18 protein-coding genes are annotated in these 18664 nt (G+C 56.8%); 13 read left to right on the top strand and 5 right to left on the bottom strand.

The window, feature by feature from the left end; translation table 11 throughout:
- Positions 1-11: 11 nt before the first annotated feature.
- Positions 12-1469, bottom strand: coding sequence for a cell wall metabolism sensor histidine kinase WalK (locus tag IQ254_RS10455; protein ID WP_193966122.1), 1458 nt, complete (start codon positions 1467-1469; stop codon positions 12-14).
- Positions 1470-1673: 204 nt separating this feature from the next.
- Between IQ254_RS10455 and IQ254_RS10460 the strand changes: the two genes are divergently transcribed.
- From IQ254_RS10460 to IQ254_RS10495, 8 genes are all read left to right on the top strand, one after another.
- Positions 1674-2507: a TVP38/TMEM64 family protein gene (locus IQ254_RS10460; RefSeq protein ID WP_228040484.1), complete on the top strand. Its 834-nt coding sequence runs from the start codon at positions 1674-1676 to the stop codon at positions 2505-2507.
- Between the two features lie 30 nt (positions 2508-2537).
- On the top strand, positions 2538-3185 hold the full coding sequence (locus IQ254_RS10465; protein ID WP_193966123.1) for a TVP38/TMEM64 family protein: 648 nt from the start codon (positions 2538-2540) through the stop codon (positions 3183-3185).
- Between the two features lie 84 nt (positions 3186-3269).
- A complete protein-coding gene (locus IQ254_RS10470; RefSeq protein ID WP_228040486.1) occupies positions 3270-4910 on the top strand; it encodes a mechanosensitive ion channel family protein in 1641 nt (546 codons plus the stop codon).
- A 206-nt stretch (positions 4911-5116) separates the two neighbouring features.
- Positions 5117-6298, top strand: coding sequence for a hypothetical protein (locus tag IQ254_RS10475; RefSeq protein ID WP_193966124.1), 1182 nt, complete (start codon positions 5117-5119; stop codon positions 6296-6298).
- 255 nt (positions 6299-6553) lie between these two features.
- Positions 6554-8032, top strand: coding sequence for an alpha-amylase (locus IQ254_RS10480; RefSeq protein WP_193966125.1), 1479 nt, complete (start codon positions 6554-6556; stop codon positions 8030-8032).
- A 165-nt stretch (positions 8033-8197) separates the two neighbouring features.
- Positions 8198-9340: an acyl-CoA dehydrogenase family protein gene (locus IQ254_RS10485; RefSeq protein ID WP_313887419.1), complete on the top strand. Its 1143-nt coding sequence runs from the start codon at positions 8198-8200 to the stop codon at positions 9338-9340.
- Positions 9328-10092 (top strand): PIG-L deacetylase family protein, encoded by a 765-nt coding sequence (locus IQ254_RS10490; protein ID WP_193966126.1) that lies wholly within the window; start codon positions 9328-9330, stop codon positions 10090-10092. Before IQ254_RS10485 ends, IQ254_RS10490 begins: the two co-directional genes overlap by 13 nt.
- Positions 10089-10679 (top strand): SAM-dependent methyltransferase, encoded by a 591-nt coding sequence (locus tag IQ254_RS10495; RefSeq protein WP_193966127.1) that lies wholly within the window; start codon positions 10089-10091, stop codon positions 10677-10679. The genes IQ254_RS10490 and IQ254_RS10495 overlap by 4 nt, the downstream gene beginning before the upstream one ends.
- A gap of 296 nt (positions 10680-10975) precedes the next feature.
- Here IQ254_RS10495 and IQ254_RS10500 read toward each other — a convergent pair whose 3' ends face one another.
- From IQ254_RS10500 to msrA, 3 genes are all read right to left on the bottom strand, one after another.
- A complete protein-coding gene (locus IQ254_RS10500; RefSeq protein ID WP_193966128.1) occupies positions 10976-12232 on the bottom strand; it encodes a glycosyltransferase family 2 protein in 1257 nt (418 codons plus the stop codon).
- 377 nt (positions 12233-12609) lie between these two features.
- Positions 12610-13518 carry a tRNA pseudouridine(55) synthase TruB gene (truB, locus tag IQ254_RS10505; protein ID WP_193966129.1) on the bottom strand — a complete coding sequence of 303 codons (909 nt, stop codon included), beginning with the start codon at positions 13516-13518 and terminating at the stop codon, positions 12610-12612.
- A 79-nt stretch (positions 13519-13597) separates the two neighbouring features.
- A complete protein-coding gene (gene msrA / locus IQ254_RS10510; RefSeq protein ID WP_278000314.1) occupies positions 13598-14170 on the bottom strand; it encodes a peptide-methionine (S)-S-oxide reductase MsrA in 573 nt (190 codons plus the stop codon).
- 510 nt (positions 14171-14680) lie between these two features.
- Here msrA and IQ254_RS10515 point away from each other — a divergent pair.
- Together IQ254_RS10515 and IQ254_RS10520 are read left to right on the top strand one after the other, a co-directional pair.
- Positions 14681-15388, top strand: a complete 708-nt coding sequence (locus IQ254_RS10515) for a GntR family transcriptional regulator (protein WP_193966131.1) — start codon at positions 14681-14683, stop codon at positions 15386-15388.
- 59 nt (positions 15389-15447) lie between these two features.
- Entirely contained in the window at positions 15448-15735 is a 288-nt protein-coding gene (locus IQ254_RS10520; RefSeq protein ID WP_193966132.1) for a DUF4090 family protein, read from the top strand.
- Positions 15736-16568: 833 nt separating this feature from the next.
- Here the strand turns inward: IQ254_RS10520 and IQ254_RS10525 are convergent.
- On the bottom strand, positions 16569-16823 hold the full coding sequence (locus IQ254_RS10525) for a hypothetical protein (RefSeq protein WP_193966133.1): 255 nt from the start codon (positions 16821-16823) through the stop codon (positions 16569-16571).
- A gap of 122 nt (positions 16824-16945) precedes the next feature.
- Here IQ254_RS10525 and IQ254_RS10530 point away from each other — a divergent pair, with 122 nt between their 5' ends.
- The 3 genes from IQ254_RS10530 (at position 16946) to IQ254_RS10540 (ending at position 18646) form a co-directional block, all read left to right on the top strand.
- Positions 16946-17467 (top strand): helix-turn-helix transcriptional regulator, encoded by a 522-nt coding sequence (locus tag IQ254_RS10530; RefSeq protein ID WP_228040490.1) that lies wholly within the window; start codon positions 16946-16948, stop codon positions 17465-17467.
- Positions 17468-17597: 130 nt separating this feature from the next.
- Entirely contained in the window at positions 17598-17999 is a 402-nt protein-coding gene (locus IQ254_RS10535) for a hypothetical protein (protein WP_193966134.1), read from the top strand.
- 14 nt (positions 18000-18013) lie between these two features.
- Positions 18014-18646 (top strand): DUF1822 family protein, encoded by a 633-nt coding sequence (locus tag IQ254_RS10540; protein ID WP_193966135.1) that lies wholly within the window; start codon positions 18014-18016, stop codon positions 18644-18646.
- The last annotated feature ends 18 nt before the right edge of the window (positions 18647-18664 follow it).

Genomic DNA, 18664 nt, shown 5'->3' on the forward strand with positions numbered 1-18664 from the left:
TGAAGCCATTGCTAAGTCGGAATGCGCAGGGTAAACACACTGCCCTGATTGAGCTGTGATTGGACGCTGACCTGGCCGCCCATGGCCTCTACCAGCGATCGCACCAGGGTCAGCCCCAGGCCAGTGCCGCCGCTGCTGCGCGAGCGATCCTCGTTCACGCGATAAAACGGATCAAATATATCGCCTTGGCAATGGTCGGGTATGCCCGCCCCGTAGTCTTGAATGGCCACGGTCGCCCAGCCAGCCTGTTGTTCGAGGGAGATTTGCACCGGCTGCTGGGGGTCGCTATAGCGCAGGGCATTGTCAATCAACTCGACCAGCACGGTACGCAGCTTTTGGCGATCGACTTTAGCGACCGCCGAGGCTAGGTCTACTACGTTGACCTGGCCGACTGGGTAGGGCTGGGTCTTGGTCGCCAATGCCACCGCCTCATAGACAATATCGCTCAGGTTGACTGGCTCTAAATTTAGCACCCCCTGCCCATTGCTCAGGCGGGCTAAATCCAAGATTTCGCTGAGCAGTCGGGCGGTGCGGCTGGTCTCAGCGGCGGCAATTTCTAACCCTTCTCGCTGGGCTGGGGTCAGGTTTTGCCCCCGGCGGAGCGTACTCTCCAGATAGCCCTGCACCAGGGAGAGGGGAGTGCGCAGCTCGTGGGAAATGTCGTTGACCAGCCGCTTTTGCTGCCCCCAAGCCTTAGACAGACGAGCCAGCATGAGATTGTAGGAGCGCAGCAGTTCTTGCAGCTCAGTGGGGGCAGTTGCCAGGCTGAGCGGCTGATCGAGCGTATCGGCGGTCACCTGGCCCGCCAGGCGGTTGAGCTGGCGAATGGGGCTGAGCGCACGGCGAATGTAGAGGGCAAAGGCGATCGCCAACAGACTAATCAGCCCCAGGCTGGTCAGTAGCAGCATGCGGATCAGCTGCTGGAGCCCCCGGTAGTCAGCGGTGATGTCGTCGGCGATGTATACCGTAGCGGCGGGCAAAGCAGCAATGTCGAGCGCTTCGGCGCAAACCACCAGCCGCCAATCGCCGACGGGCATGACCTCAGTCCCTGGCACAATGGGCATACTCAACAACGCGGCGCTGACCCCAGCCGCTTGCCACGACCCCATCGTCAGGATTTCTGACTGAGCCATTAATTCACCGTCTTCAGCCTCGACCCAAATGGCGAGATCGCCCGTAGAGCGATACTCAACCACCTTGTCCAGGGCCTCTTGAGGCGGCATCATGGTGCTGTAATACTGCACGTCCTCCCGCAGGCGATCGGCCACCAGGGCTGTGCGCTGGCGGTGGCTGTCGAGCACGATCTGCTGCATGCGCCAGCCCATCCAGGCGGTAACCGCCCCCACCCCCACCAGGGACGTGAGCACCACCCCGGCAGTGAGACGGGTTTGCAATGACCTCACGTCAATCTGCGGTTTGCCCAGCAGATTGTGCAATGGGGCAATCGATTTGTGCCAAAAAGACGCCATACAAAAAGCCTACAGGGAAAGCTAGGAGTCGCTCACTCCTAACTTTGTTTTTGACTTTAACAGCCGATTCTGAGAACAAGCTGATACGCCTTGTCGGCAAGACTTAATCGATTCTCAGGCCAGTCTCAGCGGACCGGGGTTGAATAAAGTCACTACCCAAGATTCTGGGTTTGCCGCCCGTTTGCCCTTCATCCCTCCGTTAGAATGATGTATACCAGACCCCGTACCAGCCTGGTTTCGACCCTACCGTTGCATGCTCTCCTATGGCGTTCTAAGTTGTTGCGCTTTTTGTTGTGGTTAGGCCTTGCCCTGATTTGCGTGCCTGCGGCCCCGGCGGTGGCGCAAACCCTGGCAGACACGGCGGCTGGCTCTGATTCTTCGTTTTTTGGCTCGCTACAGCAGCAGTTGGTGCAGGCGCTGGCCTGGATTGACGGGTTGGGGGCGATCGCACCGTTAGCCTTTATCTTGCTCTACATCGTCATTACCGTGGCCTTTGTGCCTGCCTCGGTGGTCACCCTGGGGGCAGGCGTCGTTTTTGGCGTCATTAAGGGGGCACTGCTGGTGTTTGTGGGGGCCATGCTGGGGGCTACCGCCGCGTTTTTGGTAGGGCGCTATCTAGCCCGGGGCTGGGTGGCTAGCAAAATTGAGGGCAACCCCAGGTTTCAGGCAATCGACGATGCGATCGCTAAAGAAGGCCGAAAAATCATCTTTTTGCTGCGGCTATCGCCGGTATTTCCGTTCAATTTGCTCAACTACGGCCTGGGGCTGAGCCAAATTTCGCTCAAGGACTACGTGGTAGGCACGGTGGGTATCTTCCCCGGCACCGTCATGTATGTCTATTTGGGCTCGCTGGTGGGCAACCTGGCGACCCTGGGTGCCGACAGTAGCCAATCTCCCGAAGCCGCCACTGTCCAATGGATCATTCGCATTGTGGGCCTAGTGGCCACCGTAGCCGTCACCCTGTATGTCACTCGCATTGCCCGTCAGGCTCTCAACGAGTCTCTCCCCAGCGAGCAGGCGGCCCCTGACCATCTTTAGGCAACGGTACTGGGCAAATTGGTAATGACGATGGCACGATTGCGCTGGGTGGGTCTGGGATTGGGATTGGCGATCGCGGTGAGCTGGCTGTGGCCCCACCGCGCCTTGCTGCTCGACCCCCAGGCGCTGGTGGCATACCTCAATCAACTGGGGCCCTGGCGCATTATTGGCTTTTTGGCCATCCATGTGGCGGCGGCAGCCCTGGCCCTGCCGGGGGCTGTGGTGGCGATCGCAGGGGGGGCCGTCTTTGGCACCCTCTGGGGCACCGTTTGGTCGGTACTGGGGGCCACCCTGGGGGCGGCAGTGGCCTTTTGCCTGGCGCGGTTGGTGGGTCAGCCCTGGTGTCGGGACTATGGCCGAAATCCGCGCCCGCTAGCCTGGCTCAACCAGCAACTGCAGGCCCAGGCGTTCTGGTGCGTGTTGACCCTGCGGCTGGCCCCCATTTCGCCCTTTAGCCTGATGAACGTGCTGTTGGGGCTGACCTCCGTGCGGTTTATGCCCTACCTGGGTGGTACCCTGTTGGGCATTGTGCCGGGCACCCTAGCCTATAGCTGGCTGGGAGCCGCCGGGTTGACCGCCCTCAGCGACGGTGTGTTTCTACCCCTGGTCGGTGCCCTGGGCCTGCTCGCCCTGCTCTCAATGCTGCCTTTGGTGCTAGGTCGGGCTCAATCAACTTAGCTAACCCCCTACACGCGTTACCTTCCTCAACCCCCAGCTCCTACCGAACGCTATGCTGGTGTCGGTGTTTAGGGTCAAAGGCACATGCGGGTAAGACTAAACCCAAGCCGTTGGCTGGCTCGCCTGGCTTGGGGGTTGGTGCTGGCATTAGTACTGCACGGAGTGGCAAAAACGCCGGGGTCGGCTCAGCCGATCGATACTGAGCCAGTGTTTGTCAGTGGGTTATATGTGTTTGACGTGCCCGCCGCCGGCGATCTCACGGCCGTAGAGCGGGCATTGGCCATTGAAAGTAATCTGGGCCCCCTGGTAACGGGCCCTGAGCCCGTGGCGGTGCGCACTGAAATGCGCAGCGGACAGGGGGATGATGGCACCGCTCAGGGCAGTAACCCGGTTATTTTGGCTAACGATCGCTACATCATGACCGTCACCACCACCGATGCGATCGTGGGCGGTGCCGGTAGCCCCGAGACCCAAGCCGAAGTGTGGACTGCCGACCTCACCGCCGTGCTTGAGCAGGCCCGCGCCGAGCAGCAGACGGGCTTTCTGACCCAGGCGTTGATCAAAGCACTCGTGGCCTTGGCTGTGGCTTTGACCTTTCACTGGCTAGCCGGTTGGGTTGGGCGCCGCTGGCTGAGCCCGCTGATCGATCGCTTCGCCTTTGCTGACCATGACGATGGCGGAGGAGGCGACGCGTCACCGACAGGGCTACGGCTGCTGTCTCGGCTGCTGCTGTTTTTAGTCCGGGGAAGCGTGTGGCTGGCGGCGCTCAGCTACATTGCCAACCTATTTCCCCTCACTCGTCAGTTCAGCTACCGGGTGGCTGAGGGGCTTCGCGACGGGCTGTTTGCCCGCAGCCTGGTGGTGGGCAGCCGGTCGTACTCGTTGCTAGATCTGCTGCTGGTGGTAGCCGCCCTACTGGGGTTGGTGATTTTGGCCAGCACCGTGACTAACCTGCTGCGATCGCGGGTGCTGCGGGCTACCGGCATTAGTGTGGCGGCCCAGGAGGCGATCGCAGTCCTCTCCAAATACGCCATCATCTTGCTGGGCACGGTTGTGATTCTTCAGGTGTGGGGCCTTGACCTCAGCTCGATCGCGCTGATCGCCAGCGGTCTAGGCATTGGGGTGGGCCTGGGCTTACAGGGTCTGGTCAAAGACTTCGTCAGCGGTCTGGTGCTGGTGTTTGAGCGCCCGGTGCAGGTGGGTGACTTTGTCGATTTTGGCGATGTTAGCGGCACCGTGGCCCGCATTGGCTCCCGCAGCACCGCCATTCGCACCATCGATCATGTGTCAATTATTGTGCCTAACTCCCGCTTTTTAGAATCAGAAGTAATCAACTGGAGCCACGACAACCCGGTGTCGCGCATTCGGCTGCCGGTGGGGGTGTCGTACAGCGCCGACCCTCAGCAGGTCAAATTGGCTTTGTTAGAGGCCTGCAAAAAAAACCAGGAAATTCTCTCAGCGCCAGCTCCCCAGGTGTTTTTTAAGGGATTCGGTGACAGTGCCCTTGAGTTTCAGCTGCTGGTGTGGATTGCGCAGCCCAACCGCCAGTTTGTGATTAAAAGCGATCTTTACTTTGCGATCGAGGCCAGTCTGCACCAGTACGGCATTGAGGTGCCCTTTCCCCAGCGCGACCTGCATATTCGCTCAGGGCAGCTGCCCATTGAACTGTCTACCGAAGCCCAAGAACTTCTGCGTCGTCTGAACGAGCTGTCTGGCGATCGCTAAGGGGTTTGCATTGTCAACGATCTCAGCTCCCGCAACGAGTAGTGGGGTGAAATATGCGGGCGACTCCAAAAAAAGAGAGCACTTTAGGGAAATTCAGCTAAAATTACAGCCGTATTTAGAGAGAAACCGGGTGTCTCTGCCCGCTGGCGCATCCAGATAGCGATCTGACGGGTTTCTCGAGTGAGGAGTTTAGGGAGCAAATTTCCATGAAACCAGCCTGGCCCAGTCTTCCCCTTAGCCGCTGGTTACAGCGGCGGCTAAAAGTACTTTCCCTGTTCATTGCCTCGGTGTTTCTCGTTACGGGCCTGGCAGTGCCGGCACAGGGAGCCTGGCAACCTGCCGCTATGGCTCCCACCCCAGACGGGCTCGACCTGTTGCTGGCCCAAGAACCCAACACCTCGGCCAATTCCGTCCTCTACTTCACCACCCCGACGTTTACCGTGAGCGTTCACCCGAGAAGCACGGCCCAGTTTATGAATGTCTATAACCGAGACACGCGGCAGTCTGAGCAACTCAACGCCCCCGTCAGTTTTCGCGGCTCACTCAATAACGACGGCTGGGTCAGCTACGACAGCTTCGGTTCGCGGGCCGGGCGCAACGTTATCTATCGCGCTAGCGCCAACCGCAACGCGTTTCAGGCCCGGCTCGAAGTTATTGATGCCGCCTCTAACTCCGTGCTGATCAGCCAAAATAGCACCAGCATTCAAGCTATGAATGTGCCAGGCGAAAACCCTGGACAAGGCAATCTTCTCAACCAGACGTTTGTCGGTTTTGATACCCAAAACCATTCGGTGCGGGTGTTTAACGACAATGGCGTGACTAAGATGAATGTCTTTAACAAAGTTTCTGGTCAGACGTTGGTCAATGGCCAGCCCGCCACCGCAGAAGCCGATGAAATTGGCCCCTACGAATGCTGGGTCAACTACTTTGGGGGGCAGAGCTTTGGTGGTGCCGCCGCCCGCTACTTTATCCGGGTCAGTGGCAGTGGCGAGGCGCTGCTGGAGGTGATTGCCGCCAACGGTGGGGTGCTGCTCACAGAGCCCAGGGTCAGTTCTGCACCGCTGGTAACCAATATTCCCCAGGCCGATCGCCCTGCCTGCTTTGGCGATAGCGGCAATGTCGGCAGCGGCTCCCTTGCCCCCTACATTGCGGCTGTATTTGGCAGCGACAGAGAGCTCGAGCAGACTCGTCAGGTGCTCGGTCAGGGCGGTCGGGGCGTGAGCGGGCTCAGCTGTGTGATCGATCCTCGCTTTGAGAGTGCGCGCCAGGGCCGCTTTATCAATGCCGCCGAGTGCAACGATCGCAACGATGCCGGTGCCGTGGTCAACTTCCTGCGCGGGCGCGGCCTCAATTCGCGGCTGGTCTACCGCAACTTTAGGTACCGCTAAAATAGGCCTGCTAAATGCCAGAAACTGGGTTTCTAGCGGCGGTTATCCATGGGGTCGCCGATGCTGGGAGCCCAGTTTTTGATGGTCACTATTAAATTCGCCAAGACAATTTTCTGACCGCACTAGTGTTGCCAAAGATGCTGTTCTAAGCCTGTCGGACTACTCGAAATATCCCAAAAGGTAGACCAGGTTCGCCGCCTGCATCTGCCATAATTTCGGAGCTAACATTTCGTCTTACCTTGGGGGCTCCGGGTTATGTCTGAACCTAACGGCGTCATGATGCAATATTTCCATTGGTATATTGAACCCGATGGCAATTTGTGGAATGAGTTGACCAAAAACGCAAAAGACCTGGCCGAGGTAGGCATTACCTCGGTTTGGCTCCCCCCTGCTTATAAAGGCAATGCGGGCGGTTACGACGTGGGCTACAGCGTTTACGACCTGTACGATTTAGGCGAGTTTGATCAAAAGGGCAGTGTTCGCACTAAATACGGCACTAAAGACGAATACATCGACGCCGTAAAAACTGCTAAAGAAGCAGGTATACGCGTCTATGCCGACGTAGTCTTTAACCACATGGTAGGCGGTGACGCGCTCGAAGCGGTCGAAGCCACGCCCCTTAGCCAAGACAATCGCAATGAAGCGATCGATGAAAATCGAACGGTCAACGTATGGACCCACTTTAAGTTTCCGGGCCGCCAGGGCAAATATTCTGATATGGAGTGGCACTGGTGGCATTTTGACGCCGTTGACTACGACGACTATAACCCCGATTACAACGCTATTTATTTGTTCAAAGGCAAATCCTTTGACGACAACGTTGACCTCGAAAAAGGCGCGTTTGACTACCTGATGGGCTGCGACCTCGACATGGAATTTGACGAGGTGCGCGACGCGCTTAAAGCTTGGGGTGCCTGGTATACCGATATGACTCAGGTCGATGGCTTTCGTTTTGATGCGGTTAAGCATGTGCGCGCCGGCTTCTTTCCCCAGTGGCTTCAGCACTGCCGCCGCGAAGCCGGGCGGCGGCTGTTTGCGGTGGGAGAATACTGGTCCTACGAAATAGAAGCACTTCACCACTTCATTGAGGTCACAGACGGCGACGTCCATCTGTTTGATGCGCCGCTACACTACAACTTCAGCGAAGCGAGCAAAGCGGGCGGCGACTACGACCTGACCAAAATTTTTGACAATACGTTGGTGCAACAACAGCCATCGTTGGCCGTTACCCTGGTCGATAACCACGACTCCCAGCCGCTGCAATCGCTCGAATCGGTGGTGGAGCCCTGGTTTAAGCCCCTGGCCTACGCGCTCATTCTGCTGCGCCAGGATGGCTACCCCTGCATCTTCTACGCCGACTACTACGGGGCCCACTACAAAGACACCGGCAACGACGGCGGCGAGTACGAAATCTGGCTCGACAGCCACCAGTGGCTAATCGACAAATTTTTGTATACGCGGCAGACCTATGCCTATGGCGACCAGTACGACTACTTCGACCACCCCAGCACCATTGGCTGGACCCGACTCGGCACCGAAGACAACCCTGGCGGCATGGCGGTGGTGCTCACCAACGGCGACAACGGCTGCAAGTGGATGCAGGTGGGCCAGCCTAACCGCACCTATTACGACATTACCGAGCATATTCAGGACCCTGTTACCACTGACGATGAGGGCTGGGCCGAGTTTAGCTGTAAAGCTGGCTCTGTCTCGGTGTGGGTGCCAAAAGACTAGCAGCGTTAGGGGCCTGGCTATCGGTTCAGAGCCGAGTACCGGGCCCCAGGCCGACAGCCCCAGAGCGGGGCTCAACCCAATGTCTACGCTATTTTCAGAGGTGTCGCTATCACTGCCGAACAAACGCTAACTCCCCTCTGTTCTCCGCCGTCGGCGGCAGCTTTGGTGCAGCGGGCGGTCCAGCTGGCCCAAACCTTTGCGGCCCAGGCCGCTGCGACAGATCGACCGGGCGCCTTTCCGGTTGACGCGTTTCAGCGACTGGCCGCCGAGGGGTTTTTGGCGGCGCCGCTCCGTCACGACCTGGGGGGCTGTGGCCTGGGTATTGCCTCCCACACCACCTACGATCTGCTGCGACTGCTCAAACAGGTGGGCTGGGGCAATTTGGCGGTAGGGCGGGTGTACGAAGGGCACGTCAACGCGCTTCAGCTAGTTCAAACCTTCGGCAGCGCCGAGCAGATTGAGCGCTACGGGCGAGAGGCGAGAGACTTGCAAAAGGTGTTTGGCGTTTGGAACGCCGAGGATGCTGACGGTCTGCAAATTGTCCCCCTGGCGGGCGATTGCTATCGGCTGGTGGGCGCTAAGACGTTTTGCTCTGGGGCCGGGTACGTGGACCGGCCCTTTGTCAACGGCAAAGGGCCCGACGGTGCTTGGCAGATGTGCATTGTGCCGATGGATGAGGTCAAAACCCGCTGCGATCGCGACTGGTGGCAGCCGATGGGTATGCGGGCCACCGCCAGCTACAAAATCGACTTTACGGGGGTAGAGCTGGGGGCAGACGATTTGATTGGGCCGCCGGGCAGCTACCTGCGCCAGCCCTGGCTGACCGCCGGGGTGGTGCGCTTTGCTGCCGTGCAGCTGGGTGGGGCAGAAGCCCTATTTGACCTCACCCGCTACTACCTGCAGGGGGAGAGCCGCACCGAGCACCCCTACCAGCAGGAGCGGCTGGGGCAGATGGCGATCGCGATCGAAACCGGTCAGCTCTGGCTGCGGGGCGCCGCCGATCGCCTGGCGGCCTATGACCCCCTGTTTGGCGGTGTACCCCAGGCCGATAGCCATCCCCAGCAGGCCCAGCTGCTGGCCTACGTCAACATGATGCGCACGGCGATCGAGCAAATCTGTATTGATACAATGCAGCTGTGTCAACGCTCGGTAGGCACCCGGGGGCTGCTGCCGCCTAACCCCATCGAGCGGGTGATGCGCGACCTGACGCTATACCTGCGGCAGCCCGCCTACGACGCCGCCATTGCTGGCGTCGGTACCTATGCCCTGTCCCGGCCGACCCCAGCCGACGCGCTATGGCAAGACTGAGTCCTAGCCCCGGCGGATCTTCTCCCTTTACGGCCCCCGAAACGCTGCCGCAGCGGCAGCTATCCGTTTCGGGGCCGGTGCTGGTGGTCGCCCCCCACCCCGACGACGAGACCCTGGGCTGCGGCGGTGCCCTGGCGCTGCTGCGAGCCCAGAGCCTGTCGGTGCGGGTATTGGTGGTCAGCGATGGGACCCAGTCCCATCCGCGATCGCGCTTGTACCCTGGGCCCCAACTGCGGCAGCTGCGGGAGGCAGAAACCCTAGCCGCCCTGGCGCTGCTGGGCGTGCCGCGTTCCCACGTTACCTTCCTCGGCCTGCCCGACGGCCGCGTTCCCCACCTAGGCCTAGCTTCACCCGGAGCTGCCGCTGCCGCCCTAGGGCAGTGCCAGCAGGTTGTGGAACGGGTTGCTCCCCGAACTATTTTCCTGCCCTACCAGTTTGACCCCCACCGTGACCATCGTGCCACCTGGAGTTTGGTGCAGAGGGCGATCGCGGTATTACCCCAGCCACCGCGCTTAATTGAATACCCGATCTGGGACTGGGATCTCCAGCGTCGCCAGCCGCTCAACGCCCAGTACCAGGCCTGGCGGCTAAATATCGCCCCCTACGTCGAGATCAAGCACCAGGCGATCGCCTGCTATCGCTCCCAAACCACCGATCTGATTGCCGATGACCCGACCGGGTTCCGGCTATCGTCGGCGATGATGGCCTGCTTTCTCAATCCCTGGGAAATTTTTCTGGAGCAAACCCCATGACCCATCCTTCCCTAGGCGCTGACTTTTTTGAGCCACTCTACCAGGCTGCCCCCGACCCCTGGCAGTTTGAAACCAGCACCTACGAAGCGGCCAAGTACGCCGCTACCCTAGCGGCCCTGCCCCGGCCCCAGTATCGTTCGGCCCTGGAGATTGGCGGCTCCATCGGAGTCCTAACGGAGCGGCTGGCAACCCGGTGCGCGGCCCTGCTCTCCGTGGATCTGTCTCCCACTGCCCAGGCCCAGGCCATAGCGCGCTGCCAGCACTTGCCCCAGGTGGGCTTCGATATCATGAACGTGCCCCACGACTATCCCGCGGCCCGCTTCGATTTAATTCTGTTGTCCGAGGTCGGTTACTACTGGTGCTGGGACGATCTGCGTCTGGCCCAGCAAAAAATTTACGCTTCCCTAGAGCCCGGTGGCCAGCTGCTGCTAGTGCACTGGCTCCACGATGCCCCCAGCTATCCGCTCCGGGGCGATGATGTGCACAATGCCTTTAGTGAGTTCGCCGTCGCCTCGCAACTCACCCATCTCAGCGGCAGCCGCAACACAGATTACCGTCTGGATCTGTACGAACGCCCTTCAGGGTGAAGACCGGTGTTTCGCTGCGGCGAAAAGAGCTGTCCAGACGCCAGCATCTGTCCGTTCCCTGCTGCTCCCTGCCTTCGCCACCGCGCGATCGCTGGGGAAATAAATAGTCCACCGCTCCGGCTCGCTTAGCTCCCTGGCGGCCCTGCTCCCTAGCAGTAGCTAAACTTGCGCTGTGGAATGTTCTACGAAATCTGATTTGGAAAACCCCAGTTCACGATGATGAACCTCGCCGGGGCATAGCCTGCTATGCCCCTAGCAATTGGGGTATATCAGCAGGATTCGGTATTGGCCTATCCCTAGGTCGCCGCGCTCTGGCGCAGACTGTGGAGCCGCAGGCGCAGAGCGGCAATAGCCTCCTCAATGGGTACGGTACCCCACTGCTGCTGCCACCAACCGGTCACCTGCTGGCAGCGTTCCACCTGCTGGTAAATGTCTCCCCAGGAGGATGCCTGCTCGAGGATGGGCTGGAACTCGGCTAGGGGGACGGCCAGCGCAGTCGCCAGCTGCACCAACCGCTGAGGCGCAAAAACCGACAGGGGATGCCCCATGGCGAACTGCTGCCAGTAGCTGCGCAGGTCGCGTCGGGCTATGAGCCTAGCTTCGATCGCCGCCGCTGGTTCCACCAAAAAGGGCTGCTGGTGCTGGCTCAGGGTTTGGAACTGGGTGAGGCGATCGGCTAGGCCCAGGGAAGCCCGGCCCTGCTGACGGGCCGAGGTCGTGACCCGCATCAGCGGGCTGTGGCGCACCTTGGCACCGACCCTCACTAAAGCCTCTCGAAAGGCAACATCTTCAGAGGTGTGAACCGGCGGCATGCCGCCTACCGAGGCATACATCTCGTGGGTCACAGCAAAGTTGGCGCCAAAAAACTGGTAGTGACGGGGCGCTCGATCAAACGGGTCAGGATCTAGCACGTCCTCTAACTGTCTAATCAAATAGCGATAGCCCACGAAGCTCAGGTAGGTGGCTCGGGTGTGAGCATCGAGCGCCGCCCGCTCGGCCCCGTCGATGACGGTACGCCCCCCCACAGCGTCGGCCCCCTGTCCTAGCTCATACAAAATTGCCGCAATCCACCGTCGGTCGACCTGGCTATCCCCATCGGTGGAGGCGATCATTCCGTGGGGCTTGCCCAGCCAGCTGAGGCGTCGATAGGCTTCATCCATCAGCAGCTGGCGGACTCGACCGATGTAGGCATCCGATGGCGGCAGATCTTGCTCAACGATGTGGAGCTGAAAGTCGGAATGTCGTCGGGCAAATTTCTCGGCGATCGCAGCGGACTCGTCGGTGCAGTTGTTAGCAAAAACAATCACCTCGTAGGAGCTAGAGTCGAGCGTTTTGTCCTGAAAATCGACTTGATTCGCGAGGGCTGACAGGGTTTTTTCTAGGGTTTCGGCTTCGTTGCGAACAGGGACAATAACCGAGACTCGGCAGGTTGCCAGTGGGGGTTCTGGTATAGATATTCGGGTTTGTGACTGAATCGCACCGACGACTGCACCAGCTGCTGAAAAATCAGTTGACTGATCCCAGCAGCTGGTCACTGAGCTGCGCTTTTCCATGGAAAGCTTTGAGCCTGAGCCCAAAGATAAATGTTTGATTTGGCCTATTCTTAAAATAGGGTTTTCGTTTTGAATAGAAATCCTTCCTTGGGCAGGTATGACCCAGACCCTCAAGGTCAAATTTAGGGGGATCAAATCAGAGCAAGACCGGGCTGTCGCCAGGTGGCCAGGAGCCAGAAGGCTGGTCGATCCTGACTGTTGGCGCCTGACTCAACCGGCCAGGTCCTACCAGTGGCCCGGCTCAAGCGTATACCCAGATTGAGTTCAATATTATGCGTAATATAGATAAAAAATCTGCTTAAAAAGTCTCTTGAAGCGCTATTTTTTTGCCCTCCAATCTGAATTGATGGAAGCTTTCCGGGGCATTGATCCGGTTTCTAGGCCTCGGTCGAGCCGTGGTAAAACACCATTTTTGCCTTTAAGATAGGCTCGCCGTCGCGTTCTTCAAGCTGGCCAATGCCCAAAAACCTCTCCTGGTTGGCAGCGATCACGCGGTAGGGGGTCGCCGGGGCGATCGCCTCGGGGGGCGGAAATTTCTGCCCCTGCTGCCAGCGGCAGGCCAGGTCAGCGGATAGGGCGATCGCCGGTAAATGGCTCAGGGCTGCGGCTGGATCGACCAGCGCCAGACTCCCCTGCTCGGCTCGCGCCGTCACGGTCTCTAGGCTGAGACTGTCGGCCAGTTCAAAGCCGCCACTGCGGGTGCGCGTCAGGTGGGCCAGGGTGGCTCCGGTGCCGACGCGATCGCCCAGATCCCGAGCGATCGAGCGAATGTAGGTACCAGGGCCGCAGCTGATATCGAGAGTGAGTTCGGGCCGATCGCCGGGCTGCCAGTGGTGTACCACCAGGGTGTGAATTGTCACGGTGCGGGCGGGCGGCGTTACCACCTTGCCCTTACGGGCCAAGTCGTAGAGCCGCTGGCCCTGTACCTGAATGGCGCTAAAGGCGGGTGGCACCTGCTCGATGGTGCCCTCAAAGGCTGACAGCGCCGCCGTCACGCTCTCCACCGTTAGGTGATCGGCGGGTTGCTGCGCCAGCACCTCCCCCTCTAGGTCGTCGGTCGTGGTCGCAATGCCAAAGCGAATCACCGCCCGGTAGGCCTTGCCCTCGGGCAGGTAGGGCAGCAGCCGGGTAGCCCGCCCCACCGCAATGGGCAACACACCCTCGGCTAGGGGGTCGAGGGTGCCGCCGTGGCCCACTTTTTTGACCTCCAACAGTCGCCGCACCGCGCCCACACAGTCGTGGGAACTGATGCCCTGGGGCTTATGGAAGTTCAGAAATCCCAGCACAATCGCAAATCCTGCTTTCCAAGACACTTCTAGAGCATCGGTACAGTATGGCTAAAACATTCACCGGCCCATTTCCGCGTCAGGGATGGGCAGCCGCCTCACCCCAGACCTCGGCCAGGCGGCGATCGCGGCCACAGCCTGTGCGGTAAACCTTATAGCGCAGCGGATGCTTGAGGTAGTAGTCCTGGTGATAGTCTTCGGCGGGGTAGAAGGTCTGGGCTGGCTCAATAGCCGTCACAATTGGCTGCTGCTGAAATTTAGCCTGGGCGCTTAGCGCCTGCCTCGCCTGCTCGGCCAGTTGGCGCTGTTCGTCGGTATGGGCGAAGATTTTGGCCTGGTACTGGCTACCTTGGTCGCAAAACTGGCCCCGATCATCCACCGGATCTACATTGCGCCAAAACACCTCCAGCAGCTTGTCGTAGCTCACTTTTGTAGAGTCGTAAACCACCTGTACCGCCTCTACATGGCCTGTGCCCCCAGCGGACACCTCATAATAGCTGGGGTCAACCGCAGTGCCCCCGGTATAGCCCGAGGTGGTAGACAAGACACCCTCTAACTCATCAAAGGGCTTTTCCATACACCAAAAGCAGCCGCCGGCAAAGGTGGCGATCGCCTGGTTGGCGGCAGGAACCTCATCAGTGGCCTCGGGCATAGAGTCGGCGGTGGCGTAAAAAGGCAGGGCATCCCAAACCAACCCGAGGGTGGCAAACAGTAGTAGACCCAGTAACAACCTGCGCATCATCGATTTATCACACTTTCTCGTCATTCATCAGCTTACGGCAATGAGCTGAGAATCGCCTTAGCGCGGCCCGGCACTGAGGCGAATAACACCTTACCAGTCGGGGTTATCGGGGATCGAGCGTCACAACTGCCGTACTCTGTGGTGGCTTTGTCCTGCCCATTCCTGGTCGGTCATACAGTCAAAAGAACAACATCGCTACCGGTAAAAATACTAAGCTGCGGCTGCTATAAAAAGATTGACCTGAGCATTTCTAGTGATCAGACGGTATTTTGAGCCGCTTGCACAACTGGAAAAGGGCGATAAAAATCCTCTTTTTTGACTCACTTTGTATGATTAGGAGGATTGCTGTTAGGTTAGTAGGCCCAGGCACAGCGATTGCGGTAGATCACCGTTTATTCTGCTTCAGAGGTTTAGCCCCCTGTGATTTTGTCGTCCCCCCCCTCTATTAATCGTGGTAAGTCTCTCTACGAGCAGGTTTATCAGGCGTTGCGATCGGCAATTTTGGCGGGCTCGCTGCCGCCCGGCGATCGCTTAGTCGAAACCCAGCTGGCCGAGTGGCTCCAGGTGAGTCGTACCCCATTGCGAGAGGCGCTGCGCCAGCTTCAGCAGGATGGGTTGGTGACCGCCGATGTCAGCGGTGGCCTGCGGGTAACGACCATTACCGCTGACGACGCTGAAGAGCTCTACGACTGTCGGTTGGCCCTGGAGGCGCTGGCGGTAGCGGGAGCCTGCGCAAATGCCACCCCCAAGCAGCTGGAGGCAATCGCCGCCTGCGTGGTCAAGGCCGAAGGCGCTATCGCCAACAGCCACGGCAGCCTACCGCCCGAGAGTTTGCTCGATGTCGACTACCAATTTCACCACCTGATTGCCGAAAGCTCGGGCAACCGACGCCTGGTGTCGCTGCTCGATTCGCTGTTTGATGCGATGGCGCTGCTGAGGATTCAAACGCTCCAGCAAAACCCCAACGTGCTGGATATTCGCCTGGAACATCGGCAGATTTACGAGGCTATTCTCACAGGTGACCCGGCGGTGGCGGTGGCGGCTATTACCGAGCATTTGAAGGCCAGTAAAGTTAGAGTGGTTACCGAGATTGAGAGCACCCAGGCCGCCACAGTAGCGAAGGCCTGAGGGGAGCGCAGTCTGGTAGGATTTTTTGAGGCCAGAACCATTACTCAGGACTTGTCGCTATGTCTCAGCCTTCTACTACCGGGGCCGATGCTGTCGATGCCGCGATCGCCCAGGGGATTGACCTCGACGGTACGCCAATTCCGGCGGCTAAGCTCGATCTGTACAATACGGTGATGGCGAAGGAGGCGGCACGGCAGCGGAGTGGGGTGATCACTTCGATGCGATCGCGCATCGTGCGCATTGGGGCGAAGCATTTTTCCCAGGATGAGCTGAATGCAATGCTGGCGGAAGCAGAGTTTCCGCCGCTGAAAGATAAGGAGATCGCCTATTTTTACGGCGGCAAGTAACGGCAAACGGTTGTTTGCTCATACAGGGCTCTGTTTTGAATCGGGGCCGTTGGGGTTGGGTTCAGTTTAATGACAAGGGTTGATCTAACAGACACAAGCCCTTGGTGGTGCAGAAAACTCCTGAAACCCCTATGAATCAAGGATTCTCACTGAGACAGCGATCTTGAGGGCTCTCAGGCAAACGAACGAGGGCAATAGGTTTCAGCCGCTGTTTTTGTCGTCTAGGTCATCCATCATGAGACTCAAAAAAATTTTCTGCACCACTCAGGACACAAGCCTATCGCGAAGGCATTCCGATGCTCCTCAGATTCTGTCGACTAGAGACCGTTACCCCTGATAGGTACCAACAAAACCCTGCCGCCCTGGACCCAGGGGATGTCAAATCACTATGGTGAGTAATGGGTAGAGCAGCCCTAGCAGATATAAAGCCCTATACGCCAAACAACACTAGCCAAGGTACGCAAATTCGTTGAGTTATAACAAACCCTAGATTTTCCCCTATTGTCCAAGATATAGCTATTGGTAATGCGCTCAGCGGATAGATTCTTACCTGGAAATCCTTGGCTGTTTACCTAAGGCATCTTACTCCAGGTACGTCGGGCATTCTACGAAAAGGCTAAGTAACCGAGTGCCTTGCTCTACATTATGACTGCCACCCGCATCCTCACTATCCGAGAAACCTCGGCCTCGCTTGCGACCGTTGTTGGTAGAGCAAACATCAGCGTTCTACCTCTATTGACTCTGACACAGATAGCAAAGAAACGTGTTCACAATAAGAAAAGGGCTTGAGCCAATTTAGACTCAAGCCCTAGATCTCAAGCGGCGGGCAACTTCTACAGCAGAGCAAAAAGAAAGATAACTCCAAAAAATGCTGCAATAAAGCCGCCAGGGCCACCCCCATTCCCCGAAACATCGTGGCGAAAACCACATTGTTGATCAAGGCAGACATAAGTGCTGTCGCCATGCAAAACGACAGTTCTTTTACCACACCGGGGGCAGACGAGCCCTTCGTGATCATGATGGGGCCGATACTCAGCAAGCATCATCAGAAGCCTCCTTAATAAATGCAGGGCAAAAACCTCATCCATGAATAACTATAACACGATTTACCTAAAGTTCTTTAGGGTAAATTATTTGCGCACGAATCTTTACTTAAAGCCAGGTAGGGTTTATACTGTCTATAAGATCCTTTAGGCAAAGGAGCGCTATCATGCCTCCTAGAGGTTATAGCGATAGAGGTTATTCAATGGATTGGGAGTGTACTTCGAAAATTGAGGCTTTAAGAAAAAGCAAAAAACTAACCCAGTTAGAACTAGCCCAGCAAGTGGGAGTGACAGAGACCACCATCGCCAATTGGGAGAAGGGAAGAAGCGGTATTGAGTGGATAGATAGACTTATCCGTCTATGTGCTGCCCTTGAATGCACTCCTGAAGATCTACTGAACTACATTCCCAAGCCTACAGAAGGTGAAGGTTCATTTAGCGAAATAGTCCAACTTATAGCAGGTATACAGCGAGATGACCAACACTCTTCTAGTGCTATAGAGAACAGTCTTAGTTCAGAAGCCATTAAAAAAATTGAAGCAAAGGGAGGAAGTTTCTCAGAAATTGTTAGCCTCATCCAGACTGGACAGAAAGCACAAGCTATGCAATTCACCGTGCGCACAATACCTACCCCAGTCAAGAACTCAGCAAGACATCAAACGACTGAGGGCACAACCTCCAAATCTTAGTATCTTGGCCGTCTTAATCGAGAATCCAGTTTCATGCTTTCTCCTGACTGCCTAAACAGCTAGCTCAAATATCCCAAATTAGCTTGGAGTGTCACAGATAATTAGCCTCTATCAGCGAATAGGAGTTCCTATGAACATTCTGGCTCACTACACAACTCTGCTCAACATCCTGTTTCAATATGGCACTCAACCGCCGATGGAGCTTATGGATAGGCTCTGGGAAGAGCTTAAAGCTAGCGATTTAAAAGTTTATATTTCTAAACGGGGACTTGAAATCATTGAGCATGAGATTTCCGTTGCGAAAGGTAAGCGCCTTTCTCAAGAAGTTATGACAAAGCTTATGCGTGGCTTTAAGGTTTGCCCAAGACCCAACGACCAAAAAATAAAAGAGTTCCTCCCTGTCTATGGCGGAAAAAACTACGAAGAAGCATTAGAAATCGGCAGTGCCCATTTAAATTTTATAGACTATATCCTTTCTGATATTCCTTATTCCTTTCATTCATTTGGGCTGGAAGAAATTAAATTAAATTAAATCAAAACATTGGGATGATTCTATCAGAAAGACACAATACTTTGTCACCGTTTCCTATTCTATTGAGAGGCGATTTCTCAGATATTTGGTTGCTTATTAATGCTATGCAAGGGGCAGGTAAGTCTGATTCTGGTCAAGAACCGATGAGTCCTGATAAAACAACTAGAGCTTTGAAGGAAAATGTTGCTAATCAACAAAAACGAGCCCTAACAAATTTAGATTTAGTTGGCCTAAGCCAGTGGTTTTATAGTAGCAGTTCTGAAGAAGACTGGCACTCTCCTCAATCTATTGGCGTACAGTCTCATGTTGAAGCTGTATCTAGAAGTAGAGTGTTTAGCCGTGCCAAGCTTATTCGCTTAACGGTACTAGGTCAGCAAGATCCTATTACTGTAGGTCTAATCATTTCAGTTGGCAACCCTTCACGAGATTTTAATGTAACTGTGGAACTTGTGCCTGTCAATGACAGTTTAGTGCTTCCGAATTCTCTAAGATTTCAAATCCTAGACGCGATGGGAGCATGCGTTGAAGAAGAAGTTGCTTATAATACGCCAAATATTGCAATGCAGATAGAAGGAGAAGAGACTGAAACATTCAATATTCTTCTTCAATATTATGGCTTTGAACATAGAGAAAGCTTCGTCCTTTAAGTAATCTTTTAGCAAGCT

The organism is Nodosilinea sp. LEGE 07088 (assembly GCF_015207395.1).
Taxonomy (GTDB): Bacteria; Cyanobacteriota; Cyanobacteriia; order Phormidesmidales; family Phormidesmidaceae; genus Nodosilinea.

Coding starts and splice junctions, on each gene's coding strand:
- msrA (WP_278000314.1), bottom strand. CDS start 14,170: ATGCCCGAGGCCACTGATGAGGTTCCTGCCGCCAACCAGGCGATCGCC.
- IQ254_RS10525 (WP_193966133.1), bottom strand. CDS start 16,823: ATGGATGAGGTTTTTGCCCTGCATTTATTAAGGAGGCTTCTGATGATG.
- IQ254_RS10500 (WP_193966128.1), bottom strand. CDS start 12,232: ATGGAAAAGCGCAGCTCAGTGACCAGCTGCTGGGATCAGTCAACTGAT.
- IQ254_RS10540 (WP_193966135.1), top strand. CDS start 18,014: ATGATTCTATCAGAAAGACACAATACTTTGTCACCGTTTCCTATTCTA.
- IQ254_RS10530 (WP_228040490.1), top strand. CDS start 16,946: ATGCCTCCTAGAGGTTATAGCGATAGAGGTTATTCAATGGATTGGGAG.
- IQ254_RS10495 (WP_193966127.1), top strand. CDS start 10,089: ATGACCCATCCTTCCCTAGGCGCTGACTTTTTTGAGCCACTCTACCAG.
- IQ254_RS10490 (WP_193966126.1), top strand. CDS start 9,328: ATGGCAAGACTGAGTCCTAGCCCCGGCGGATCTTCTCCCTTTACGGCC.
- IQ254_RS10475 (WP_193966124.1), top strand. CDS start 5,117: ATGAAACCAGCCTGGCCCAGTCTTCCCCTTAGCCGCTGGTTACAGCGG.
- IQ254_RS10535 (WP_193966134.1), top strand. CDS start 17,598: ATGAACATTCTGGCTCACTACACAACTCTGCTCAACATCCTGTTTCAA.
- IQ254_RS10520 (WP_193966132.1), top strand. CDS start 15,448: ATGTCTCAGCCTTCTACTACCGGGGCCGATGCTGTCGATGCCGCGATC.
- IQ254_RS10470 (WP_228040486.1), top strand. CDS start 3,270: ATGCGGGTAAGACTAAACCCAAGCCGTTGGCTGGCTCGCCTGGCTTGG.
- IQ254_RS10465 (WP_193966123.1), top strand. CDS start 2,538: ATGGCACGATTGCGCTGGGTGGGTCTGGGATTGGGATTGGCGATCGCG.
- IQ254_RS10460 (WP_228040484.1), top strand. CDS start 1,674: ATGATGTATACCAGACCCCGTACCAGCCTGGTTTCGACCCTACCGTTG.
- IQ254_RS10455 (WP_193966122.1), bottom strand. CDS start 1,469: ATGGCGTCTTTTTGGCACAAATCGATTGCCCCATTGCACAATCTGCTG.
- IQ254_RS10480 (WP_193966125.1), top strand. CDS start 6,554: ATGTCTGAACCTAACGGCGTCATGATGCAATATTTCCATTGGTATATT.